23 protein-coding genes are annotated in these 26,079 nt (G+C 38.2%); 5 read left to right on the forward strand and 18 right to left on the reverse strand.

The window, feature by feature from the left end:
• Positions 1-40: 40 nt before the first annotated feature.
• On the forward strand, positions 41-1,711 hold the full coding sequence (locus FM071_RS05460; RefSeq protein ID WP_193109660.1) for an AMP-binding protein: 1,671 nt from the start codon (positions 41-43) through the stop codon (positions 1,709-1,711).
• 63 nt (positions 1,712-1,774) lie between these two features.
• On the opposite strand, the gene FM071_RS05465 is transcribed toward FM071_RS05460, so the two are convergent.
• From FM071_RS05465 to FM071_RS05485, 5 genes are read right to left on the reverse strand one after another with little or no spacing between them, the layout of a single operon-like run.
• Entirely contained in the window at positions 1,775-2,701 is a 927-nt protein-coding gene (locus FM071_RS05465) for a manganese-dependent inorganic pyrophosphatase (RefSeq protein WP_193109661.1), read from the reverse strand.
• 25 nt (positions 2,702-2,726) lie between these two features.
• On the reverse strand, positions 2,727-4,403 hold the full coding sequence (locus tag FM071_RS05470; protein WP_193109662.1) for an ATP-binding response regulator: 1,677 nt from the start codon (positions 4,401-4,403) through the stop codon (positions 2,727-2,729).
• A 7-nt stretch (positions 4,404-4,410) separates the two neighbouring features.
• On the reverse strand, positions 4,411-5,460 hold the full coding sequence (locus tag FM071_RS05475; RefSeq protein ID WP_193109663.1) for an HD domain-containing phosphohydrolase: 1,050 nt from the start codon (positions 5,458-5,460) through the stop codon (positions 4,411-4,413).
• Positions 5,461-5,507: 47 nt separating this feature from the next.
• The gene (uvrA, locus tag FM071_RS05480) at positions 5,508-8,333 is read right to left on the reverse strand and encodes an excinuclease ABC subunit UvrA (protein WP_193109664.1); all 2,826 of its coding nucleotides are present in this window, start codon (positions 8,331-8,333) and stop codon (positions 5,508-5,510) included.
• 9 nt (positions 8,334-8,342) lie between these two features.
• Positions 8,343-9,074, reverse strand: coding sequence for a sulfite exporter TauE/SafE family protein (locus FM071_RS05485; RefSeq protein ID WP_193109665.1), 732 nt, complete (start codon positions 9,072-9,074; stop codon positions 8,343-8,345).
• Positions 9,075-9,200: 126 nt separating this feature from the next.
• Here FM071_RS05485 and FM071_RS05490 point away from each other — a divergent pair, with 126 nt between their 5' ends.
• The 3 genes from FM071_RS05490 to FM071_RS05500 are packed head-to-tail and all read left to right on the forward strand — an operon-like array spanning position 9,201 to position 10,883.
• Positions 9,201-9,629, forward strand: coding sequence for a chemotaxis protein CheX (locus FM071_RS05490; protein WP_193109666.1), 429 nt, complete (start codon positions 9,201-9,203; stop codon positions 9,627-9,629).
• Positions 9,622-9,948: a flagellar motor switch protein FliN gene (gene fliN, locus FM071_RS05495; protein ID WP_193109667.1), complete on the forward strand. Its 327-nt coding sequence runs from the start codon at positions 9,622-9,624 to the stop codon at positions 9,946-9,948. Before FM071_RS05490 ends, fliN begins: the two co-directional genes overlap by 8 nt.
• A complete protein-coding gene (locus FM071_RS05500) occupies positions 9,948-10,883 on the forward strand; it encodes a hypothetical protein (protein ID WP_193109669.1) in 936 nt (311 codons plus the stop codon). The genes fliN and FM071_RS05500 overlap by 1 nt, the downstream gene beginning before the upstream one ends.
• Here FM071_RS05500 and FM071_RS05505 read toward each other — a convergent pair.
• Genes FM071_RS05505 through gltB form a run of 9 tightly spaced genes read right to left on the reverse strand, consistent with a single transcriptional unit; the run spans position 10,880 to position 22,129 of the window.
• Entirely contained in the window at positions 10,880-12,031 is a 1,152-nt protein-coding gene (locus FM071_RS05505) for a hypothetical protein (protein WP_193109671.1), read from the reverse strand. The two genes, FM071_RS05500 and FM071_RS05505, sit on opposite strands and share 4 nt — an antisense overlap.
• A complete protein-coding gene (dusB, locus tag FM071_RS05510; protein WP_193109673.1) occupies positions 12,031-12,984 on the reverse strand; it encodes a tRNA dihydrouridine synthase DusB in 954 nt (317 codons plus the stop codon). The genes FM071_RS05505 and dusB overlap by 1 nt, the downstream gene beginning before the upstream one ends.
• A complete protein-coding gene (locus FM071_RS05515) occupies positions 12,981-14,000 on the reverse strand; it encodes a hypothetical protein (RefSeq protein ID WP_193109674.1) in 1,020 nt (339 codons plus the stop codon). Before FM071_RS05515 ends, dusB begins: the two co-directional genes overlap by 4 nt.
• Before the next feature lie 10 nt (positions 14,001-14,010).
• Positions 14,011-14,361 (reverse strand): RNA polymerase-binding protein DksA, encoded by a 351-nt coding sequence (gene dksA, locus FM071_RS05520; protein ID WP_193109676.1) that lies wholly within the window; start codon positions 14,359-14,361, stop codon positions 14,011-14,013.
• Positions 14,362-14,372: 11 nt separating this feature from the next.
• Positions 14,373-14,831 (reverse strand): 23S rRNA (pseudouridine(1915)-N(3))-methyltransferase RlmH, encoded by a 459-nt coding sequence (locus FM071_RS05525; protein WP_193109678.1) that lies wholly within the window; start codon positions 14,829-14,831, stop codon positions 14,373-14,375.
• Positions 14,828-15,391: a thiamine phosphate synthase gene (locus FM071_RS05530; RefSeq protein ID WP_193109680.1), complete on the reverse strand. Its 564-nt coding sequence runs from the start codon at positions 15,389-15,391 to the stop codon at positions 14,828-14,830. Before FM071_RS05530 ends, FM071_RS05525 begins: the two co-directional genes overlap by 4 nt.
• Position 15,392: 1 nt before the next feature.
• The gene (accD, locus tag FM071_RS05535) at positions 15,393-16,241 is read right to left on the reverse strand and encodes an acetyl-CoA carboxylase, carboxyltransferase subunit beta (RefSeq protein WP_193109682.1); all 849 of its coding nucleotides are present in this window, start codon (positions 16,239-16,241) and stop codon (positions 15,393-15,395) included.
• A gap of 60 nt (positions 16,242-16,301) precedes the next feature.
• A complete protein-coding gene (locus FM071_RS05540; protein WP_193109684.1) occupies positions 16,302-17,687 on the reverse strand; it encodes a glutamate synthase subunit beta in 1,386 nt (461 codons plus the stop codon).
• Between the two features lie 2 nt (positions 17,688-17,689).
• On the reverse strand, positions 17,690-22,129 hold the full coding sequence (gltB, locus tag FM071_RS05545; RefSeq protein WP_193109686.1) for a glutamate synthase large subunit: 4,440 nt from the start codon (positions 22,127-22,129) through the stop codon (positions 17,690-17,692).
• Positions 22,130-22,307: 178 nt separating this feature from the next.
• Here gltB and recO point away from each other — a divergent pair, with 178 nt between their 5' ends.
• Positions 22,308-22,925 (forward strand): recombination protein RecO, encoded by a 618-nt coding sequence (recO, locus tag FM071_RS05550; RefSeq protein ID WP_193109688.1) that lies wholly within the window; start codon positions 22,308-22,310, stop codon positions 22,923-22,925.
• On the opposite strand, the gene FM071_RS05555 is transcribed toward recO, so the two are convergent.
• Genes FM071_RS05555 through FM071_RS05570 form a run of 4 tightly spaced genes read right to left on the reverse strand, consistent with a single transcriptional unit; the run spans position 22,920 to position 26,079 of the window.
• Positions 22,920-23,522 (reverse strand): 3-methyladenine DNA glycosylase, encoded by a 603-nt coding sequence (locus FM071_RS05555; RefSeq protein WP_193109689.1) that lies wholly within the window; start codon positions 23,520-23,522, stop codon positions 22,920-22,922. The two genes, recO and FM071_RS05555, sit on opposite strands and share 6 nt — an antisense overlap.
• Positions 23,523-23,529: 7 nt before the next feature.
• Positions 23,530-24,087, reverse strand: a complete 558-nt coding sequence (locus FM071_RS05560; RefSeq protein ID WP_193109691.1) for a class I SAM-dependent methyltransferase — start codon at positions 24,085-24,087, stop codon at positions 23,530-23,532.
• 8 nt (positions 24,088-24,095) lie between these two features.
• Entirely contained in the window at positions 24,096-25,250 is a 1,155-nt protein-coding gene (gene nspC, locus FM071_RS05565) for a carboxynorspermidine decarboxylase (protein ID WP_193109693.1), read from the reverse strand.
• Positions 25,234-26,079 (reverse strand): HDOD domain-containing protein, encoded by an 846-nt coding sequence (locus FM071_RS05570; RefSeq protein WP_193109695.1) that lies wholly within the window; start codon positions 26,077-26,079, stop codon positions 25,234-25,236. The genes nspC and FM071_RS05570 overlap by 17 nt, the downstream gene beginning before the upstream one ends.

Raw genomic sequence — 26,079 nt, forward strand, 5'->3', positions numbered from 1 at the left:
GTATAATAATACTCAATTATTCCAAAAGAAGAGATTATATATGATGTATCCATATGAAGGTATGAACACTTTTACTTTACCAACACTTTTAAACCGGTCAGTTAGGCTCTACGGAGAGAACAAAGTTCTCTCAAAAGTTGCTCAGGAGCCAATGACATATAATGAACTCTATGACAATGTCATGGCTATGATTAAACTTTTAAAAGAGAATGGTATAAAAAAAGGCGATAAAGTTGCACTCTTGAGTGAAAACATGCCGAACTGGGCTATTGCTTACTTCAGTGTCACTTATTTTGGGGCTGTAATCGTTCCCATACTTCCTGATTTTCACCCGGCAGATGTACAGCATATTATCAGACATTCCGAAGCGAAAGCCGTTTTTGTCTCTAACAAGTATCTCCAGACAATAGAAGAACTTGAAAATTCAAACATGAAATTTGTCATAAAACTTGATGATTTGAGTATGGTTGATGAACTAACAAACCATAGCTATATGTCAAAACTAAAAAGAAAGATATTTTCAAAAGAAGAACTGCCTCAACCATCTGAGGACGATATGGCTGCACTTCTTTACACATCAGGAACAACTGGGCATTCAAAGGGAGTAATGCTCTCACATAAAAACCTTGTGACCAATGCCATGAGTGCATACAAAAATGTTACCATAACACCGAATGACACTTTTCTTTCCATACTGCCACTTGCACACACATTGGAGTGTACCGTCGGCATGATAATCCCAATTTTACACGGTGCCGATGTCGTCTACATCGATAAAACACCGACACCGAATGTTCTTATCAAAGCTTTTGGTGTTGTTAAACCAACTATGATGCTTTCTGTGCCGCTGATTATTGAAAAGATATACAAAAACAAGGTACTGCCGAACTTTACCGGTTCTGTATTGATGCGTTTTTTGTACAACATTCCTTTCATTCGCAGAAAGCTCAACAAAATAGCAGGTCAAAAACTAATTGATACCTTTGGCGGCAAGCTCAAATTCTTTGGTATCGGCGGAGCGGCACTCTCACCTTTTGTAGAGACTTTTCTTGCAGAAGCAGAGTTTCCTTATATTGTCGGTTATGGATTGACTGAAACCTCCCCACTCATAGCCGGAGGAAGAATAGGATACAAAATAAAAATAGGTTCAACCGGTCTTCCAATGATTGGAGTCGATGTAAAAATTGATGACCCGAATCCACATAACGGTGAGGGAGAGATTTTAGTCAAATCGCCAAGCGTGATGTTAGGATATTACAAAGATGAAGAGCAGACAAAAGAGGTTATGACTGAAGATGGCTGGTTTCGGACCGGTGACCTTGGCTATATTGATGAAGATGGTTATCTTTTTATAAGTGGGCGCAGCAAAAATGTCATAATAGGTCCAGGAGGTGAAAACATCTATCCTGAACAAATTGAAGCTATTATCAATCAAAATGAAGCAGTACTTGATTCACTAGTTATGGAACAAGACGGCAAACTCATCGCCCGTATTCATTTAGACTATGAACTCATAGATAAAATGTTTAAAGCACATAATACACCGGATGCGGAAGTAAGAGAGAAAATCGCTGAATATCTTGAAAATATGCGTACAGAGGTCAACACACAACTTGCATCATTTTCAAAAATAACCAAATTTATCGAGCAAATCGAACCTTTTGTTAAAACACCGACGAAAAAGATCAAACGATATCTTTATACTGAATAGTTCTTATTTATCAATAGTACAGCAGCTTATAATGTAGCTGCTATACACTACGTAAAAAAAAGACTAAAACTGTGGTTGAACGAAAGGAACGACCTGCTTTTTACGGCTGAGTACACCCTCTAGCCATGCTTTATGGTCTTGCAGTTTTATATCAAAAGCTTTTTCGATTTTTGCTTCATCATCTGAGATAACAAGCAGTTTTGAGCCCTCTTTCATGATGTCAGTCAAAAGAATAAGGACAGTATGAAGACCACCCTCTTCTTTCATTTTCTGCATATCTTCAAGTAATTCGTCCTCACGCGGCTCTAGAACTGAAATGTCTACCATCTCAAGCTGTCCGATACCAACTTTAGTACCGTTCATGTCAAACTCTTTATAATCACGCGTGTTTAAATCTCTTGCACTCGCTCCGTCAACTGCGGATTTAACGATGAACATCTCCATAGCAAGCTTTTTATAATCTTCCACACCTGCAATGGCTGCTAGTTCTTTCACAGCTTTTGTATCTATTTTTGTACATGTAGGAGAGCGGAAGATGACAGTATCGCTTAAAATTGCAAGCATCATCATTCCTGCAATATCTTTAGGAACTGTAACGCCATAAGAGTTGTACATTTCGTAAATAACAGTGTTTGAGCATCCTATCGGGCGTATCCATGCTTCAAGTGGTGTACTTGTCTGTATATCACCGAGTTTATGGTGATCTGCAATTCCTAAAATAGTTGCTTCATCAATATCATCTTGAAAATGCGCTCTATCTGTAGAGTCAACGATAAATACTTTTTCACCGGCAACAGAGGTCTTTAATTCAGGTACTTTATCTGCATAACCGAAGTTTTGTAAAATAAATTCTGTCTCTGCAGAAATATCTCCCTGACGTGCAGGAATATACGCTTCATCTTCGACTTGGTTTTTTAAATATGAGAGAGAGATAGCACCTACAATAGAGTCACTATCAGGATTTTTGTGTCCAAAAACATATACTGACATTTTTAGCCTTTAATTTTTTGTCGAATTATACAATAGATTTTTTTAACAACGAAATTTTTCTTTTATATTCTTGCAGCATTGTATTGATAGCTTCTATCTCAAAAAGATCGATCTTAACAAGAAGTTTTTCCGCAAACTGAACCAGCTCTTTTATATCACACTCTTGAGAAACGTTCAATAGTTCTTTTGCAAATGCCCTAATGGCTTCAAGATCATTGGTAGAACTTGCATTGGCATAGAGTCTGTTTAATTGTTTCGATGCAAGCGAAAGGAAACCTTCAACTTGTGATCTTTCAAGATGATCAAAGATTGATTCATCTTCTAGTACCAAAGCATGCTGCCTCTGTTTAGTGTTGTTTAAGGCATGTAAAGAGACCTTGAAAAGTTCAGATTTTAACAAAGGTTTTTTCAAGTGTCCTGCTATTTTTGCAGCTGAAGATCTCAGATCGATATCTTTGATTCTTTTATCTGTTAAAGTAACTACAGGTGCCTGGCTGATACCTCTTAAAATTTTCGAGACTGCATTATCGTCACTTGTAAGCATATCAATATCAATGTATATCATGTCGACATCACTCTTTTTCAAAGTATCTATCGCATCTCTTGGATTATCAAAAGAAAGAACTTTCAAAGCACTTTCAAAAAACACGTCTCTTATGAGATTTCTGACTTCTGCATTCTCATCCACCACCATAATAGTACCACCTTCAGGCCTAATGAGAGAAAAGTCAATCATATCTGCATTAAAATCTTGAGACTCTGTACTTGGCAGTACAACCTCTACGTCCTTGATCGTAAAAACAAATTTTGACCCTTCCCCTGCTTTTGGTTCAAGATAAATATCACCGTTCATCTCTCTTGCCATTCGCTTGTTAATTGAAAGTCCCAGTCCCATGCCTGCTGTCTTATCTTTTACAGTGGATTTTTCAAATATCTCAAAAATCTTTTCTCTGTCATCTTCATTTATTCCCACTCCGCTGTCTTCAACAATTAAAGTCATGTTAACAGCATTTTTTACTATATCTTCGCCATTTTTAAGAAGCTTCACATGTACAAAACCTCTCTTAGTAAACTTAATAGCATTTTCTATTAAGTTTGTAAATATATCTTCTATCTTCGATTCATCCAGCATCAACGAATCAGGCAAGTCAGCATCAATATCAAGTGTGAATTCCAAGCCTTTTCGTGCAGCTTCATCTCTTTGAAATTTTACAATATTTCCAATAAGCGTCTTGATCTCTACAGGCTTTTCATCAAGCGTAAATGTTCCTCTTTCAACTTTTGATAAATTGATGATGTCATCTATCATTTCTAAAAGTTTCTTTCCGGAGGTGTAAATATTTTTCGCATAATTCTGCAGTTTCGGTGTTTGCGTTTCCTGCACCAATAGTTCTGCAAAGACAATAATAGAGTTCATTGGTGTACGAATTTCATGTCTGATATTTGACAAGAACTCAGACTTAACCCGATGGGCTTCCTGAGCGACAGCTTTGGCATCTTTGACACGTTTTTGCTGTCGTTTCACCTCTGCTTCAAGTGATTCTATCTTTTTTATCTGCTCCAGTGCCAAACGGCCTCTATTACTGTTTGTTGCATGCTGGATTATCTTCTCTTGATCTAATATTTTTGCTTTAAGATTATATATCTCATCTTCGAGAGCTGCAATGGTATCACTCTTCTTTGATTTAAAAATATTTATCATTACTTCCTTATGCCTCTTGTGTCAATTCTTTAAATACTTCGAGATTGTTTTCAAAGAGTGTTACCAGTCTTGGGTCAAACTTTTTACCGCCAAGGTCTATTATGTAACGTGCCGCATCTTCAAAGCTCCACTGCTTTTTATAAGCACGTTTATGGGTAAGAGCATCCAAAACATCTGCTATTGCAACAATTCTACCATAAATATGTATATCTTCTCCTTGCAGCCCTTTTGGATATCCACTGCCATCCCAGTTTTCATGATGTTCATAAGCAATAATAGCAGCCGCTTTTATAAGTTCACTTTTGGACTTACTGAGTATATTAAGTGCGTAGGACGGATGTTTTTTCATTACATCGAACTCTTCATCGGTCAATTTCGCATTTTTATGTACTATCGATTTATCAATAATCACTTTTCCAATGTCGTGTAGCGGTGAAGCAAAATAAATTGTATGGATTTGTTGAGCAGAAAGGTTACCTTCGAGTATAGCAAGTTCTTTGGATATATCGGCAACACGCTTTACATGTTCTGCCGTTTCACCACTGTCTGAAGCAATGATTTCTGAAAGTATATCTATGATCTCTTTTTGGGCCAGCTCCAACTCTGCTAAATGCTGATCACGTTCATTTTGAATATCACGCGTGAGCTCTTTATTATGGTACTTCAACTCTTTTCTGTATCTGTAAAGTTCAAGATGATTTGCCACACGTGCTCTTAGTTCTACAGAGTGGTACGGCTTTGTTACATAATCCACAGCACCGAGCTTGAATCCCTCCTGCATATACTCTATTTCAGCGACAGCAGTAACGAAGATAATGGGAATATCTTGAAGTGCAGGCGTTTTCTTAATCATCTTACAAAGTGTAAAACCGTCGATCTCAGGCATCATTACATCAAGCAAGATAAGATCAAAACGCTTTGTTTTGAGTATCTCTATCGCTGATTTTCCACTCAAAGCATAAGAAAAATTATAGTTATCATTTTTTAAAATACCAATGGCTATCTTGATATTTTCACTCACATCATCGACAACTAAAATATCAAACTTTTTCTTCATACACTCTACCAATTTTTAACGATGTTCAATTATAACATGAATTTCTTCTATGTATGTAAAGCCAGCTCTTTTTCTAAATACTCACCCGTATAAGAACCGGTTTTCTTGTGCTCACTAGCTAATTTTTCTGGAGAACCCTCAGCAATGACCAAGCCTCCGCCTGAACCCCCTTCAGGGCCCATATCTATGATATAGTCAGCATTTTTGATCATATCGAGATTATGCTCTATAATGAGTACAGAGTTACCTAACTCTACAAATTTATGCAGTACGTTTGTTAATCTGTCCACATCGGCAAAATGCAGTCCTGTTGTCGGTTCATCAAGGATATAGAGTGTTTTTCCCGTATCCTTGCGTGAGAGCTCTTTGGAGAGCTTTATACGCTGTGCCTCCCCGCCTGAGAGTGTTACTGCATTTTGACCAAGAGTAATGTACCCAAGCCCGACATCCACAAGTGTCTTCATCTTTTGGTGAATCTTTGGAATAGGCTTGAAAAATTCAAAGGCTTCATCGACAGACATATTAAGCACATCCGAGATAGTTTTGCCCTTATAGTAAACTTCCAATGTCTGGTCATTGTATCTTCTGCCTTTACAGCTGTCACACTTGACCATTATATCTGGTAAAAAGTGCATCTCGATCTTTATCTCACCTTCACCCTGACACTTCTCACAGCGCCCGCCTTTGACGTTAAAACTAAAACGAGAGGCCGTATAACCGCGGATCTGGCTCTCTTTTGTCTGTGCAAAAAGATTACGTATCTCATCCATAACGCCTGTATAGGTTGCTGGATTACTTCTTGGTGTTCGTCCTATAGGACTTTGATCAAGATAGATGACTTTGTCAACATTTTCCAGCCCATTTATCTCCACACCGGCTACTTTATTGACCTTTCGCGCATGATTCAGCAGCTCACGCGCTACGGGAAGCAGTGTCTGCAGCATCAAAGAACTTTTACCGCTTCCGCTAACACCGGTGATGCAGACAAAATTATTCAACGGAATTTTTGTACTTAAATTTTCTATATTGTTAATCGTGACATTTTTTATCTCTATCCATTTCTCTTGAGGACGTCTGTAAAAGTACTCGATCTTTTTTCTGCCGTAGAGATAGTCAGCTGTCAATGTTTTGGCTTTTTTGAGTTTATCAAGCTTTCCGCTAAAAACGACCTCGCCACCAAATTTTCCTGCACCCTTACCAATATCTACAATAAAGTCAGCATTTTCAATCGTCTCTTTGTCATGCTCGACAACGATCACAGTATTGCCTTTATCCTGCAGACTTCTCAATGTTTTAATGAGTTTAAGAGTATCGCGTTCATGCAATCCGATACTCGGCTCATCAAGCACATACATCACACCTGTAAGCCCTGAACCTATCTGAGAAGCGATACGGATACGCTGTGCTTCACCTCCGGAGATAGTTCGTGCATCACGCCCAAGTGTAATATAGCCAAGACCGACATCATAGAGAAAGAAGAGACGCTCACGTATCTCATTTAAAATAGGATGGGCTATCTGTGCATGCTGTTTGTCAAGATAGGAAAAGTTCTCTTCATTTTCAAAGAACTTATATGTCTGGGCTATCGGCATATCTAAAAGTTCTGCTATCCCTTTGCCTGCCACTTTTACAGCCAAAGATTCAAGTTTTAAGCGGTGTGAATCACAGACATTACAAACCTTTTCACTCATATAATCACCAAGCTCTTTTTCATCTTTGAACATATCATAGGCGATACGAATGATTCCGGGGAAGACTCTCTTTACCGTATGTTTTTTCCACAGAAACTCAACCTCTTCGATGCCGCCGTGAAGAATCGCTTTTTGCTGATGTGTCGGGAGTTCTGAATACGGCACCGTGATATCGATGTCATTCGCTGCACAAAATCCCTTTAGAAAAGTAAAATAGTACCCTTTGTTAAAGCCATATACGATCTTAACGGCTCCTTTTTCAATAGAGAGATCGGGATCGATGATCTTATCTACATCCAGAGCATAGCGAAGTCCCAGTCCATCACATTCACTACAGGCTCCCTTTGGAGAGTTGAATGAAAAACTGAGCGGTTCAAGCTCATCAAAAGAGATTTTACAATCAAAACAGGCATTGTGTTCCGAGTAGTGAATATGCTCTTTTGTACCAAGTTCTTCATGGTTTAAAATATCAATCTCAAGCTCACCATAACTCTCTTTAAGTGCTTTTTCCACAGAAGATGCAATACGCTCTTTGTTTTCAGGCTTAACAACAACTCTGTCTATAACGACTTTAATCGTATGTTTTTTTGTTTTAGATAGTTCTATCTCTTCATCAAGCCGCACCATCACACCATCGATCATCGCTCTTACATACCCTTTATGTGTGAGTGATTCTATAAGATCGGCATAAGCACCCTTGTTCTCACGTACCAGCGGAGCCATAAGGACAAGCTTCGCTCCCTCTGGAAGTTTTTCCACTTCATTGATGATATCACTCGCAGACATCTGTGAAATCTCTTTGCCGCATTTGTGACAGTGCTGAATACCTACACGCGCATATAAAAGTCTCAAATAGTCATATATCTCTGTGATTGTTCCGACTGTTGAGCGTGGATTTTTCGACGTTGTCTTTTGGTCGATGGCTATGGCAGGCGTCAATCCGTCTATTTTATCGACATCAGGCTTACCGACACGGTCTAAAAACTGCCGTGCATAACTTGAGAGACTCTCCATATAACGGCGCTGCCCTTCTGCATAAAGTGTATCGAAGGCAAGGGTAGATTTTCCGCTTCCGCTAAGTCCAGTCATGACTATCAGCTCATTTTTTGGAATTGTTAAATTAATATTTTTGAGATTATTTTCACGTGCACCTGTTATTGTAATAACATCTTTTTTCTTCAAATTTTTTCCTTAAAAAAATATTCTTTTTGCCAGATAAAGCACTACAAAGAGATAAAATCCGACTAACATTCTCTTTTGCACTGTATTCGATACTTTGTCTTTGAGATGAATGCCTATGTAGACACCCAGCAAAGAAGCCAAACCTATTGTTATACCACTTTCATAATCGATATGCCCCTCAATTGCGTGAGAGATAAGACCTGAAACCGAAGAGAAAACAACAAAAAAGAGACCTGCAGAAACAGCCTTTTTCAGTGAGATATGCAAAAATCCAACCAAAATAGGAACAAGTAAAATACTGCCGCCTACTCCAATAGTCATACTAAATGCACCCAAAACTGTTCCAATGAGCAGTAAAAGAGAATAATGGAGCCGTTTCTCTTCCACATCTTCATGTGTTTTGAAAAAGAGTCTAAAAAGTGCAAAAAGTGCAAAGGAGAGGAACATCGTCTCTAGAACTCTATCACTAAGCATTGCTGCCAAAGTACCGCTTAAAAGAGCACCACCAAATCCACCGATACCGATAATACTGACCATCTTGACATCGAGTGTTCCTTTTCTATTGTTCAGATAACTGCCATAGACCGATGAAAAAACCATCTGCACAACAGAGATGCCAATGGCAACTTTCGTATCGTATCCCAGCATTAAAAGCAAAGGAATAAGAATCGTTCCTCCGCCAATACCGAAAAAACCGGAAAGAAGACCGACAAAAGAACCAAGCAGGAGTAACTCAAGCATAAAAATCCATCAAATTTTTTTGGAATTATACCCCAAGATGAATAAGATACGCCTTGCACACATAGCGTTTAATTTTTCTTTGTGTTTCATTCAAGTATAATCAGTTGATTATAAAAAGGGAAAATTATGTTAGATACTATTAAACAGGCAGCTGAAAACTTTTGTATCCACCAAATTCGAGAGCCACATTTGTTAGAAGATGGTTCAACACAAAAGAGAACACTTATTGCTTACATAGATATTGATACACAGGACAATAAAAAGCACAGAGTGTATATTGCTTCTGACAAAGAGTTTATGCAGAGAGTTTCCAAGCTTTTTCTTGAAGAAGATGAAAGTGATGAGGATACGCTCAAAGATATGACTCTTGAGACTGCCAATCTTATCATTGGAAGTGCAAAGGTTATAGCCGAAGAGACAAATGACAACCCTTACACTATCTCAACGCCCAAATTTGAAAAGATCGGGGCGTTCGATTTTGACGTCGATGAGTCAAAAACAATAAAGGTCGATAATGATGAACTTACAATTGCGATCAAGGAAATAGATGCCTAAGAAAAATAAAAAAGAAGAAGAATTTGACCCACAATCCGAATTATCGTGGATGGATTATTCTGGAATTCTGGATATGGAGATCGAGTTTATTGCTGATCTTGGAGAAACTGAGCTGACGGTGCATGATATACTGCAGCTTGAAAAAGGCTCTATAATTGATTTAAAGAAACCAGCTGGAGAATCGGTTGAGTCTTATGTAAATGGTAGAATTTTAGGCAAAGGAGAGGTTATGGTCTATGAAAAAAATCTTGCTATCCGTATCAATGAAGTTCTTGACTCTTCCGCTGTTCTTTATTATCTCTCTAAGGAGAGAATGTAATGCGTTATCTACTGCTTTTACTACTTCCTCTTTCACTCTTTTCATCTCAAATTCTCAGTTATAATATCTATGACAGAACTGACAGAGCCGATGTTATGATAACTTTCGATACCCCATACAATGGCATTATTAAACAAAGCAGAGGAAAATCGAAAATTATCATCAAACTTGAAGATGCCTCCATTGAAGCACCAAAGATCAAAAAAGTCGCTTCACGTTTTTTACAATCTGTTGCCATTACGCCTATGAAAAATGAGACACAGATAATCGCATCTGTTCCACAATCTGTGAAACTTATAGCATCTAAGACATCTGACGGCTATGGACTACGACTTCGTTTTACAAACAAGAGTGCTTCCAATCATCAAATTATGACACAAACAAAAGCAAACTATGCAGCAACAAGCACTTCATTAAGTAGACTACCGACAAAAAAAGGCGATAATCTTACAAGAAGCTACTATATCGTCATCACAATTCTAATAATTGGTATTTTTATTCTTTTTTACATAAAAAGAAAAACAACACCTGCGCAGCTGCAAAAAAATACGCAGGCAGCAAAACAGCAAAAGACACCATGGCTTTTTAATGCAGCAAATGATCAAAAATCCGTACAACAAGCAGAGAGCACAAATGAGGTCAGCATACGTTTTCAAAAATCTATTGATACAAAGAACACCGTTGTCATGCTTGACTTTGGAAAAGAGAGTTATCTTGTACTGATGGGCAACAGTAATATTCTTCTTGATAAGTTTCATGAAGAGAGACCGACATCTCAGCAAGAGTTTGAATCTATACTGCAAAGCAGACATGAAGAGTTGGAAAACTTTTTAAATAATGGAGGAGATGCAACTTCATACTCTACACAGAAAAAAGAGCCGTTACAGGCATACAAAGAGAGAGCGGCATCACTTAGCTACACAGATGAGTTCTAGGAACCTTTTTTAGAACTCTTTAAAAAACGCTCTTTGAGCAGCTTTTTCACTGTATTGATATTTTGAAGGTTGAGTTCATATTTCTCTTTCATTAGTTTGTTAACATGAAAGACTTCTGTAACAGTGATACCATAAGGGTCTTTTTTCTCTTTTGTCTCTTTTCCATGATCATCAAAACTATATAGATAGAGTGTTTTACGGGTCGTTTGAATATAATATGTCAAGACGATCTCATCAGAATGTTTCTTCTCGATCGCAACCACTACTCTCTGGTCATCTTTATACTCACCATCTTTTATGCTAATGATTTTCTTAGCATCAGCAAGACTTAAATAACCGATATAAAACTTATTGTACAAATCATGATATCGTTGAATTTTATAATTATATAAAAAGCTCATGTCAATGATGTGTTTTTTATGTGCGCGCAGTGTTTTAGTGATCCAGCTCATAGTATTGTAGTATCTAAAAGGATGTAGCTTTAACGTATGGGCTTCTATCATCTTTTTCGAACGCGGTTTATCTTTTGGCTGTAGTTTTTGCTTGTCAAGCTTCGTAATGTACTCCAGGACCTCTTTTGCTGAAAACTCTTTTGTAAACCATACTTTACAATAATCTGGAAACTGCTTCGTACCCGTTGCACCCTCATTTAGAATAATAAGAGATTTAATTGTATAGTTTGGAAAAATAATCTCCAACAGCGCTTTTTTCTTACGTAAACGACGGCGAAGTTTTAAAACAGATTTCACAAGTGTCATCTCTACAAAATAGAGTTCATTGTTCTTAGTAATGAACATAGCATCAAATTCGGATATCTCACGCGATTTCGTTCTATAGACTATCTGTTCTTTTTCACTGATAGAAAGCGTATTGGCATATGCTTTATGTTTGGACTGGTGAAAACCTTTGAGTATAAACTTCGTTATATAGTCATTATCCTGTGCATAGCGCAGTAACTTTTCATACAAAAAGTTTTCGTATACCTCCCCTTCAAAAGACCGATAGGAACTGAGATAAGAAGGGTCCTCAGTATCTATGCCTTTTTTTATCAAAGAGAGCAGATGTTTTGTGTTATAGACATAGTGCAGTAAATTATCTGCTATGTCGTCTTTTTCGAGGTTTTTTATTGAGGGAGTTATTTCTAACATTACAGAGCCATTTCACTATTTTTAAAGAAGTCATCAAGCAGTGCTCGAAACTCAGCTACATCATCAATAGTGTTGACCTGATTTCTGAGTGCCGAAGCACCACGATAACCTTTGGAATAAGTATGCGTATGTTTTCTAAAAAGTATAACGCCATAATCACCATAAAACTCTATCATCTTGTCAAAATGTTCCATCACAATCTCATGCTTTATATCTTGGCTGACATACTCTTCACCTGTACGTAACTGGTGAAATATCCATGGAGCACCGACAGCACCCCGCCCTATCATAACACCGTCAGCTCCGGTATGTTCAAGAACCCATTTCGCCTTTTCATAAGAGTCAATATCACCATTGGCGATAACAGGAATACTTACCGCCTTTTTTATTTCGGCAATAGCATCATAATCAACGGCAGCCTTAAATTTTCCGGCACGTGTTCTTCCATGAACAGCTAAAAAATCAGCACCGCTGTCTTCAACGACTTTGGCAATATCAACATGATTTTTCTCTTCAAAACCAAGACGAATTTTGACAGACGTCAGTTCTTTATTCGATGTTTCTTTAATAGTTTTAATGATGTCTCCCATAAGAGGAAGATTTAAAAGGAGCGAACTGCCACTGCCGTGTCCTACTACTTTTGGTACAGGACAACCACAATTGAGATCAAGAATATCTATACCTTCTTGTTCGTTAAGAACCTCTACAGCACGCTTAACTATATCAACATCTGCACCGGCAATTTGGACAGAATAAGGGTCTTCAAGGGGAGATTTTTCAAGCATGTGGAGTGTTTTTTGTGAGCCGTGAGCCAAAGCATTTGAGCTGAGCATCTCACTAACTGTCAAGTCAGCTCCAAATTTTTTGACAACACTTCTAAATGGCAGGTCGGTAAAGCCCGCAAGCGGGGCTAGAACATAAAGAGGTTTTTCGAAGGAGAGATTTTCAATCATACAAAGAGATATATGCTAAAGTTTTTGCCACACTCTTTGAGTGCTCTGTAAGCTTTAAAGTTTTGAAATTCATCCGGCTGTGAATGTTCAAGCACTTCATCAGCCGGAGCAAGCATCTCTAGATCAAAAAGTGTAAAGAGATAAGCATCCATTGCATCCTCTTTCTCTTCACTGAGCATTTCAAAAAGTTTCATTCTCTGTTCTGGGATCATACCGCCTTTTGAAAGCGTTATTGAAAGTTCAATATAATCCTGCTTAGAGAGTTCTAATTTATTCAATAGTTCTATAAGCTCTTCGTTGGAAATACTCAATGTTCGCTCATCTGCATTGATACGTGCCATGATCTCATGAAGAGCTTCTTTTGTCAAATATGCTTTATATTTTAAGATATTGTGCAGTGATGCTGTTTTTACATACTCTGTATAAGCAAACTGGCAAAGTTCATCAGCATATTTTGTACAGTTTGAAAGAATATCTGATGCAGAGACATCACCTTTTTTCATACGATTTTTTTCATTTTGAATCACTAACGGGTTTTCCGGCAAAAGACTGAATGGTTTTAGATCCACAACTTCGCCATTTTTGATATCTTCAATAGCTTTTAAAACTCTGTCTATCTTTTCATTTCCTGTTGCACCGATAAGTTCTGCATTTGGAAAGACAGTTGTCTTTTCAAGCAATGTTCCAAGTAATTTATAGCGATCAGTCTTAAAAGTATAGTGTCTGCTTTTTTTCCCTAAATAAGCGTCGATAATAGCATCAATGATTTTTTCAAAATCCTTTTCATAGCCGCGAAGCTTGAAATTACCTAACATAGAGTAAAAAGCCATATGTAAGACACTCGCAAGGTAGAGAACCACTAATGGCACTACTACCCATAACGCTGTTTTCAATGATGGCATGGGGATACCAAACATATCAATACTCATGCTATCTTGAGTTACATATGCATACACATACCAACCGACCAAAGCTATCCAAATAAACGCAGCTATTGAGTATCTTTTAATGTACATCTTTTCTTCCTTAGTTAGATTTTTCTACAATTTCTCTACAATCGATACAGTAAATTGCATGCGGTTTCACTTTTAAGCGTTGAAATCCGATATCGTCTTCACACATTTCACAAATGCCATATTCACCATTTGCAATTTTTCCAAGAGCTTTTTCGATCTCTTGCAGCTCTTGCTGCTGCTGCTGTACAATTGCACTCTCTACCATTGAGTTGTTGTTAGCAGCAGCATGATCGCCCTCATCGCTGAGTTCTAAATTACTTATTTGATCTAATTCACTGCTTACACTATTGATATTCTTTAGAATCTGTTCTTTTCGACTCTCTAATATCTCTTTGAAATAATTTAACTCACTTGTTTGCACGTATGCTTTCCTTATTTATGATATGGGTGATTGCTAAGTATAGAAAAACCTCTATAAATCTGTTCTAACAAAACTGCTTTTGCTATCTTATGACTCATTGTAACTTTTCCAAGGCTTATCACACTGTTGCTTTTTTTTAAAAAGCTCTCTTCAAAGCCATAAGCTCCACCGATAAAAAATTTAACGGACATTTTATCATTTAATAGCTTACTAAATTCAAAACTATCGATTAATTTCCCATCTGGATGCAAAGTTATACAAAAATCTTTCCCAATATAACCTTCTAAAGCCTTTGTATATGCCTTTTGAGCGGCATCTGGGGAAATAGTGTGTGCTTTTGTTACATCTTTGGTGAAAATCTCGGTATCTTTTACTTTCGCAAACCGAGATATCATTTTTTCTAATTCTTTATAGAGTGGATCGTAGATAGATTTCTCTTTTTTGGCAATAGAGACTATTTCTATATTCATGACACAAGTCCACTGCCAATTACATGATAGGTTACATTTTTAAACGTATCATCGAGTTTGACACCGCCTATCGCTGCGACATAATGTTTTGAAAGTTTAGCGATGTCATCAAGTTTATCATCAAGGACTCCTGATATATCCGTTTTTGTAGAACTGTTTCTATATGCTCCAAGGCCTATGTAATTCAAATCCATTTGGTTTGCCTCTAAGACCTCTTCTTCGTTATGTGTTGAAATTCCAAGAATCTTATCGCCACCAATAACACTTCGCAGTATTTTGACAGCTTTATGGCTGTCTTCATCTATAACTCTCAAATCTTCCTGCCCTACATGAACACCGTCACAGAACTCTACAAGTTCATAGGAATCATTGACAATTAAAAATCCGTCATACTGTTTTCTAATAGCGATAAGCTGTTGCTTGATAAAAGCTATATCTGCATTTTTTGCGCGATATTGTATGATCTCTGCTTTATGCTCCATTGCTTTTTGCAAAAAGTCCTCTATAGAAAGACCTTTTTTGTCAAGCATATCCTGGTCGCATAGAGCATAGAGTCGCATATTAGTCGTTATTTGTCATAAGTACAAGAAGATCAGCAAGTGTCTTTTTAAGTTCATTACGATTAACGATCATATCGATAGAACCATGATCGAGTAAGAACTCGGCTCTTTGAAAGCCTTCAGGAAGTTCAGAACCGATTGTCTGCTCAATTACCCTTGCTCCTGCAAAACCGACAAGTGCACCCGGTTCTGCTATAATAATGTCACCAAGATTTGCAAATGATGCTGATACACCACCCATTGTAGGGTCAGTAAGTACTGAGATAAACGGAAGGTTCTCATTAGAAAGCTTCCCAAGTGCCGCAGATGTTTTACTCATTTGAAGCAGTGAAAAAGTAGACTCCTGCATTCTCGCCCCTCCGGAAGCTGAAAGAATAATCAAACCTTCACGATTTTCTATAGCACGATTCACTGCACGTACAATTTTTTCACCTTCAACGGAACCCAGAGACCCGCCCATAAAAGCAAAGTCAAAGATCACAAGCTGCACAGGTGTACCATTCATCTTACAGCTTCCGGCAACGACAGAAGATTTTCTTCCTGTCTTTTTTTCACCATCTTCAATTCTCTTTTTGTAAGGCTTGCTGTCAACAAATTTTAATGGATCTACAGGCTCGAGACCTGCGTCGTACTCTACAAATGTACCTTCATCTGCAAGCAGTTTAATACGCTCTTTAACGCCGATACGAATATGATAGCCACATTTTGGACATACATAGTTTTGATTCTCAACCTCTTTGTAGTACATAAGAGAGTGGCAAGATTTACATTTTATCCAATGAGAACCAGCTTCTGCTTTTTCAGGTTGTTTATTTTCAAATGTCTTTTTAAAAAGGTTAAGAAAGTCCAAAAAATTATCCTTATATTATAATCATAGAGTATTATAGCAAATTAATACTAACATCAAAATTTATTTGAGCAAAGCATTTGCAATGCTGCGTGCCGCTTCACGACCGTCATAAGCGGCTGTTACAACAAGGTCGGCACCTCTGAAACAGTCACCGCCGGCATAGATTCCCGATGTTGTTGTCTCATGCGTTTCCTCATTGATGATAATGCCGCCCCATGAATTTGTCTCTATTCCGTTTTCAGCCAAGAATGAAGGCACAGCAGGGTCAAATCCAAGAGACATAATAATAACATCGGCATTGACTCTGTGTTCGCTTCCTTTGACCTCTTCCATTCGCTGACGACCGGATTCATCTTTTGCACCGAGTGTTGTTTTTACAACTTCAACGGCAACTGCCTGGCCTGCTTCATTGAGTATAATCTCTTTTGGAGCAACGAAGAAAGTGAAATCAACTCCCTCTTCCATCGCATTCTTATACTCTTTTTTACTTCCCGGCATATTTTTTTCATCACGACGGTAGAGACATGTTACAGATTTTGCACCCTCACGCTTAGCAGTTCTAAGGCAGTCCATCGCAGTATCACCACCACCGATAACGACAACATTCAAGTCTTTAAAGTCGAATTTTTTGTCATAGCTAAGATTAAAGTTCTTTCTCTGAATAGCTGTAAGGTAATCCATAGCGGCATAGACATTCGGTGCATTTTCACCCGAAATTCCTGCAGATTTTGCTTTTGTCGCACCAACACCGATAAACATCGCATCATGCTGATTTGCTATCTCTTCAAAATCAATGTCACGCCCTACTTCACAGTTAAGCACAAGCTTCATACCCGCTTCTTCAAGAAGTTTAATACGACGCTCGACAACTTTCTTATCAAGCTTAAAGTTTGGAATACCATATGTTAAAAGCCCGCCTGCACGGTCACTTCTTTCATACATTGTCACGGCAATTCCACTTCTTAAGAGATATGTTGCAACAGAAAGCCCGGCAGGTCCGCTTCCGATGACTGCTACTTTTTTATCAGTAGTGATTCCTGGGAACTCAGGTTTATAACCAGCTTTAAATCCTGCTTCTGTGATATGCGTTTCAACAGAACCGATAGTAATGGCACCATGACCGTCATTAAGTGTACAGTCTCCTTCACAAAGTCTGTCATGAGGACAGACTCTTCCCATTACTTCTGGGAACGGAGAAGGCTCATTTGAAAGTCTGAATGCAAATTCAAGATCTTTTTCACTTACCGCTTTGAGCCACTGAGGAATGTAGTTATGAAGAGGACATTTATTAAGACAAAACGGATCACCACACTGGATACATCTGTCACTTTGCGTGGCAGCATCATCACGGTCAAAAACTTCATAAATTTCACCAAAATCTTTTGTTCTCTCAACAACAAGTCTTTTTTCCGGATCAATTCTTTCAGTCGTTAAATATTCTCTCATTATTAATCTCCATTCTCTAGGTTAAGTGGTAATTTTGTTAAATTTTTCGGTTTTACAAGCCAGAAATTTCTTACTTCCACTCTAAAATTATTCAATAATTCCTGTGCTTTTTTACTACCTGTCTCTACAACATAGTCTTTTAAAAGTCGTTTGAGGTAGTGTCGTGCTTCGTCACCCTCATCGGTATCTATTCTTACCGCTTCAACAAGTTCACCGTTTACATTTTCTATGAAACTGTGTTCTTTATCATATACAAAACTGATACCACCTGTCATACCAGCACCAAAGTTGATACCCGTACGTCCAAGAATAACAACAACACCGCCTGTCATATATTCACAAGCATTATCTCCAGTCCCCTCGACAATAGCAAACGCTCCAGAGTTACGAACAGCAAAACGTTCACCAACACTTCCTGAGATATAAAGCTTACCGCCTGTAGCACCATAAAGACATGTATTACCACCTGCTGAGTACGTTTCACCTTCATTTTTTGATGTAATGATGATCTTACCTCCGTGCATACCTTTACCAATGTAGTCATTTGCCACACCTTTAAGGTAGATAGAGACACCATTTATCAAAAATGCACCAAGAGCCTGCCCTGCAACACCTTCAAGATTGATCTTGATCGTATCAGGTTTGAGTCCTGTATCACCGTAATATTCTGCAATTTCACCAGAGACAAGTGCACCAAAACTTCTGTTTAAGTTACATATCTCTCGATTTATTCTAATAGGGTGTTCCGGATGTTTAATAGCAACATAAGCTTCTTTAAGCACATCTTTTTCAAATGCATTGTCATCAAAAGGAGGATTAAATGGCTGCTGATGTGTATTAACACCTTCTTCTTTATGCAATATTGCAGAGAAGTCGAATTTCTTCGCAAATTCATCCTCTTTAGCTTTGAGCAGATCAACACGACCTATCATCTCTTCCATTGTTTTATAACCAAGCTCTGCCATAATAGAACGTACATCTTCTGCAAGAAGCGTAAAGTAGTTGATAACCTGATCGACATGTCCTTTAAAGAACTCTTCACGCAGCTTTTCGTTTTGTGTAGCAATACCGACAGAACATTTGTTGACATGACAGATACGAAGCATTTTACATCCAACGATCGTCAATACTCCTGTACCAAATGCAAAACTCTCAGCACCTAAAAGAGCAGCTTTTACAACATCAAGTCCGGTTTTAAGACCACCGTCTGTTTGTAGTTCTACAAGGCCGCGCAAGTTATTTGCTTTAAGGGCATTATGTGCTTCTGAAAGTCCAAGTTCCCATGGATTTCCTGCAAATTTGATGGAAGTAAGCGGAGCAGCACCTGTACCACCGTCTCCACCGGAGATGATGATTTTATCAGCATACGCTTTTGCAACACCCGCTGCGATCGTACCGACACCGACAGTAGAGACAAGCTTAACTGCAACACGTGCTTTTGGATTAACCTGTTTCATATCAAAGATAAGCTGCGCTAAATCTTCGATAGAGTAGATATCATGGTGTGGCGGAGGTGAAATAAGTGTAACACCAGGAACCGTATGACGCAGTTTGCCGATAAGCGGAGTAACTTTATGCCCTGGAAGTTGTCCACCCTCACCCGGTTTTGCACCCTGTGCAACTTTGATCTGAATCTCTTCTGCACTTCTAAGATATGCAGGAGTCACACCAAATCGCCCGGAAGCAACCTGTTTGATCTTGGAAACTCGCTCAGTTGAAAAACGTGCTTTGTCTTCTCCACCTTCACCTGAGTTTGATTGTCCGCCAATTCTATTCATAGCAATAGCGATCGTCTCATGCGCTTCCGGAGAGATTGAACCTAAACTCATTGCAGCCGATGCAAAACGTTTAAAGATTGCCTCTTTTGGTTCTACTTCAGAGATATCGATCGGTTTTCTGTCTGATTTGATATCTAAGAAATCACGGATCATCTTCAGACCACGACCGTTAACGAGTTTTTTCAATGCTTCAAAATCTTCTGTTTTTCCGCTTGATGCCATTTTGTGAATAGCATGAATAACTGCAGGACCGAAATCATGATGTTCCTGACCTGTATAGAATTTATAGAAACCACCGATATTAAGTGGAAAAATCTTTTTAAAGCCGTCATTTTTAAATGCTGATCTATGAAATTTTTCCAATCTTTCATCAATATCTTCATAGCTAAGTCCAGGAATGACGCAGTTAGAAGATTCAAAACAATCTTCGACGATCTCACGTGAGAGTCCCATAACATCAAAAAGACCTGAGTTTCTATACGATGCAATTGTTGCAATACCCATTTTTGACATAATCTTCAAAAGACCGCCATTAATAGCCGTATGAACAGATTTAAGTGCTTCATGAACTGCAATATCAGTGTTCTTTTTGCGTTTCAACTGATTGATAGCCGTTGCAAAAAGAAGATTTGGATAGATTGCACTTACACCGTAACCAATAAGTACAGCAGCTGAGTGAGAATCAACCACTTCACCTGTAACAGCAATAATAGAAACAAGATGACGAATTTTTGCCTTTAAAAGTGCAAAATTAACACGTCCTACCGCCATAGCCATAGGAATTGTCTTTTTCGTCGGTCCAAAATCTGCATCATCCAAAATAACGATGCGTGTACCGTCATTCTTCACAGAACCAATGATTTGTGCGACAAGCATATCAAGTGCTTCTCGAAGATTTCCTTCATAGGCTGTAGAAAATGTTTCATTTTGATAGAAACTTTGGTACGAAGGTGATTTTTTATCACCGAATGATTTCAAGACTTCAAGTTTCTCTTTTGTAATGATCGGTGAAATAGATTTGAGTCTATGCGCATGGGAAGGAATTTCATCTAAGATATTGTGCACTTCACCAAAACCTGTATTGAGACTCATAACAACTTTTTCACGGATAGGATCGATAGGCGGGTTTGTCACCTGTGCAAATTTTTGCTTGAAAAAGTCTGTAAAATTTCTCTGTTTTTGAGAGAATGCGGCAAGCGGCGTATCGTCACCCATAGATCCAACTGCCTCTTTAGAGTCATTTATCATCGGTTCAATTACCTGCTCGACGATCTCTTCAGTGATGTTGTAAAACTTCTGTTTTCTTACAAGCGTATCTTCATCCATTGCTTCTGCTTCGCTGTACTGCTCTTCAACATGCTCTTGCAGATAAATCATATGTTCATTAAGCCATTTCATATATGGATTTGAAGATTTTAGATAGTCATCTATTTGATTTGATTTGAGAATTTTTCCATATTTAAGGTCAAGCCCGATCATTTCGCCAGACTGCAGTCTTCCACGCTCTTTGATCTCATCTTCGTTAATATCAATAACACCATACTCTGATGCGATAAGAAGGTTGTTCTCATGCGTGATGATGTATTTTGAAGGACGCAATCCATTTCTATCAAGAGCACATCCGATATAACGGCCGTCTGTCACAGAGAATGCTGCCGGACCGTCCCATGCTTCAAATACAGTTGAAAAGTATTCATAGAATGCACGAAGTTCCGGGTCCATATGCGGAGCATTCTGCCATGCTGAAGGAATAACTGCACGAACTGCTTTGAAAAAGTCCATACCGTTGACAAGCAAAAACTCTAAAAAGTTGTCAGCTGAAGCCGAGTCCGAAGCACCAGGTTGTAAAATTGGGAGAAGTCTCTCTATCTCTTCGGCAGAAAAGACCTCTGATTTAATAGACTCTGATTTAATAGCGACATTAATTCGGTTCCCCTCAACCGAGTTTATCTCACCATTATGCGCAACAGCTCTAAAAGGCTGAGCAAGACGCCATTCAGGGAGCGTATTTGTAGAGAATCTCTGGTGGAAAAGTGAAAAAGATATCTTGAACGATTCATCTTGCAGGTCTTCATAGAACTCTTTAATATGCGTCGGCATAACAAGTCCTTTATAAGAGAGAACACGTGAACTCATAGAAGCTATATAAAAATCTTTGTCATCAACAAGCTGATGCTCAGCCTCTTTGCGTGAAAGATACAGAAGTGCATCAAATCTGTTTGTTGCCATAATTGAATTAGGCACAATAAAAAGTTGAATGATATTTGGAAGTGTTTCCAGTGCCTGTTCGCCAAGTGCATTTGTATTAACAGGTACGACACGGCGAAGGACGACTTTAAGATCGTTGTTAGCACAGATATCCTCAACAACATCCAAATTTTTCAGATCTTTTGTAAATACAGATGCAACGGCGAACTGCTTTGAGAGCTCTACTCCATTTTCACAAGCTATTTTACGAATAAACTCTTCCGGCATACCAAGAAGAAGTCCGCTTCCATCCCCCGTTTTTCCATCTGCTGCAACAGCACCGCGGTGCATCATACGCTCCAGTGCAGTAATAGCATCATTTAAAACCTTACGTGAAGGCTTGTTGTCAATGTTGGCAACAAGACCAAAACCACAGTTATCTTTAAACGATCTCAATAAATCATGATGTTCAACCATTTTCACTCCCAAATTTTCAAATTTTATGTAAAAAATTTTACAGTTTAATCTCTTTTTAAAGAAACTTAGTCTATTTAGACAAAGTGAGTTTATTATACTGCCTTTTAGTTTAAGTTAGTATAATATGCATTCATTTATGAAAATAATTTTAGTAAGATGTGTATAAAGGAAGCAGTGTTTGAAAGGTTTTATCATAAGTCTTAACCGTGTTAAAGAAGAAGATCTGATAGTTACAATTTTATCAAACGGGAACTTAGAGACGCTTTATAGATTTTATGGAGCACGTCACGGCGTCATCAATCTTGGCTTTTTGATCGATTATGAGATCGAACCATCCTCTAAAAGTACAATCGGACGCTTGAAAGATGTCATTCATATCGGCTATCCGTGGATAAACAATCATGAACAACTGAGACTTTGGCAGAGCTTTAGCGGACTTTTCTACCGACACCTCAAGGATGCAGAAGATATCGGCTCTTTTTACTATGAACTTTTAGAGCATGCTTCCCAGGAGTGGAATAGACAGAACCCAAAAAGAGTAGCAATAGAGAGTTATGTAAAACTGCTTGAACAGGAGGGTCGCCTTCATCAGGACAAATATTGTTTTTTATGCTCACGCAGACTTGAAGAAAATATTGCCCTTATTCGGGCATATCTGCCGACACATCCTAACTGCTCACATACCTATGCCATCAACGCAAAAGGACTTTATGAACTCTATGAAAACAAATCTTCTCTTTTTTTAAATGACAAAGAGATCGATCGACTCTGGAATGTTCTTATGGAAGGGTTATAACTTCACTTTTTTATTATATTCCACTATCATGCCGTGAAACAGTGCAAAAGTTTCAAAGATTTGCTCTTTTGGAATAACCTCACGCAATCCCGACTCCAAATACTCTTTGTAATCATCATACTCTTTAAATTCTATCTCAAATCTCTTCAAAAGCCGTTTTGTGTAGCTGTCAACAACCACCTCCTCACGCAGACACCCGTAGCATAGAATTGCATCAGCACTCTCTTTTCCTATCCCTTTTTGCTCCAGCAGCCATTTGCGTGAGACCTCTTGTCCAAAAGTCTCAAAGTTTTTAAATTCATCTTTAATATTGCGTGAGAGCTGTAAAAGCCGAGGAGCTTTTTGATTGTAAAATCCGCTTGGTCGAATCTTCTCTTTTAGTTCAATTTCATCCAGTGTCAAGAAGCTTTCAAGTGTTAAAAATCCTTCTAGATTTTTCAGAGACTTTTCAACATTTTTCCAGGTGGTATTTTGTGTAAGAACAGCACTGACCACTACTTCAAAAGTTCCTGCATTCGGCCACCATAGCGGTGGTGAATTTTGTAGCAGATCCTCTTTTCGTAAAAACTCATAAATTTCCGCTACAATTTTTGACATGAAATTGCTAACAGGATCTTTTTTGCGCTACAAGCGAAGCTACACGGGTTTTCTCCCCACGAAGATTGATATCATCATGTTCTTCATAGTAGATAATATCAAGACTTATAAATGTATGCAGCAATTCATTTTTGCGTAGTAAATATTCTGGGTTTTGAGGATTATCAAAATCTCCGTGAGCTATGATAAATGTCTCAAAAATCACTAAACCATCTGGCTTCAATGCCTCTTTTATCTGATGATAAAAACGACGGTTGAGATAGTTCATATTGACAACAAGATCATACTTGTTCTTTTCTAAATTATACTCATCGAGATCAGCCTCTATTTTATGAATATTTGGCTCATCTCTCACGCAAGAAAGTGCATAATCACTCAAATCAACTGCATCCACTTCAAAACCTTTCTCGGCTATAAAATGTGTATTTCTACCCTGCCCGCATGCGATATCTAAAGCACGTCCTTTATTTGCCAGATCTATATATTTTTCAATAATCGGCTCAACATAATCACGAAAAGGCTTCTCTTTATATCGAATATTCCATCTCTCTTTATCTTCTATCATTCTTTCTCCTAACTCAATCTGTTTTTATAATCTTCATAACCAAATTCACGAATCAGCTCTACAGTACCATCTCTGCGTTTGATGGCAAGAGACGGCAGCTTTATACCGTTAAAAGTTGTATTTTTCACAAAGGTATAGTGAATCTGATCTTCAAAAATGAGAGTATCGCCAACTTTTAAAGGTTTATCAAAAGAGTAATCTCCCATGATATCACCGGCAAGACAGGTATTGCCACCTAATCGATAAGTGTACTTTTTCTCACCGGCTTCACCCGCACCCCTCACTTCGGCACGATAAGGCATCGCCAAAGTATCCGGCATATGTGCTTCAGCCGATGTATCCAAAATAGCTATGTTCATACCGTTTTTAAAAGTATCAAGTACACTTGAGACCAGATACCCAGTCTCCCAGCCGACAGCTTCACCTGGTTCAAGATAAACATCTATATTATTATATTTTTTCTTAAATTCTTTGATTATCCAAATAACTCCATCAACATTATAGCCTTTTTTTGTTATATGATGCCCTCCGCCAAAGTTAACATACTTCAAATTTGGCAGATATTGTGCAAATTTTTCCTCAAAACTCTCAAGAACTGCCTCCAAAGCATCAACATCTTGCTCGCAAAGTGCATGAAAATTAAGTCCATCTACCTGTTTTAGGGATTCTTCATCCATATTTTCCAATGTTGTACCGAGTCTTGAATAAAGTCCGCATGGATTATAAATATCAACAGGCGAAGATGAAACTTCAGGATTGACACGTAAAGAAATATCTATTTTTGGATTTATTTCTTTGACTTTACAAAGAAATTTCTTTAATTGATTTGGAGAATTAAAAACAATATGATCAGAGATGGAAGCTATCTCTTCTATCTCACTCTCTTTAAAAGCGGGTGAGTAGGTATGGACCTCTGCGTGAGGATTGAATTTGCAAAACTCTTCTCGTGCCAGTTTTGCTTCATAGAGTCCACTTGCTGTACAGCCCTGCAGATATTTTGATACCAACTCGAAAGTAGACCACATCGCAAAACCCTTCAGAGCTAAGATCACTTTTACCCCGCTCTCTTTTTGCACCCGATCCAAAATCTTAAGATTGTTTTCTAAGAGCTCCTCTTCACAGAGATAATAAGGCGTCTCTAGTTCTTTAGGCTGATTCTTCATACTTTTTTCGTATCCTGTTGGCAACTGTTTCAAAATCTTCACTGCTTAGACCCATTTGAGCGACTTTTGCAGCAGCTTTTTGTATAGAGGCATCTGTCAAAACTTCTTTGAGATTAATAGCCGTACGAATGACATCTATCGCTTTGATATACTGCGAAAAGATTGCATCAACCTCTTCATCATACTCTGATTCATTTCTGTCAAGGTTTTTCAAGACTATCGAGTAAATCGGTGTCAAATTCCAGTGTTCAAAGAGTAATGCACTCAGATAATAAGAAGTAGTCGATAAAAACTCCTGCTCAAACTTCGGAATATTCTCACAAGCTAAAAAGCCTTTTCTATACTCTTCACGATAATCACTACCCATCAACTCTTTTGAAATAATGATCTTGCCAGACTCCATAATAAGTGCTAAAGATGTCAGTATATGCGTGTCATGCAGATCGATCTTTGCATACCACTGCATCATTAACGAGCTCTGCAGGATACACATCTCATTGAACTGTGCATTGTTAAAGCCGTATATCGTCGTATCTGCCGTTAAATGCTGCGATATGGCATAATGAATAACAAGTGAGTATATCTGCTGTGTCCCTAAAAGTGTCACTGCCTGCGAAATAGAGGATATTTGGCTTCTAAAACCATAATAAGGTGAATTTATTGTCTTTAAGATATTTGCCGTAAGCATAACATCCGCTTCTATCATACGAATCAACTTTCTTACATCAACATTTCGTGCTCCATTGGCATAGAGTCCCTGAATAACCATTGCAACTTTAGAAAGCGGCGGCATATCATCAATGTTTTTAACTAGATCTTCATAGGTCAT

Source organism: Sulfurimonas paralvinellae (assembly GCF_014905135.1).
In the GTDB taxonomy this organism is placed as follows: Bacteria; Campylobacterota; Campylobacteria; order Campylobacterales; family Sulfurimonadaceae; genus Sulfurimonas; species Sulfurimonas paralvinellae.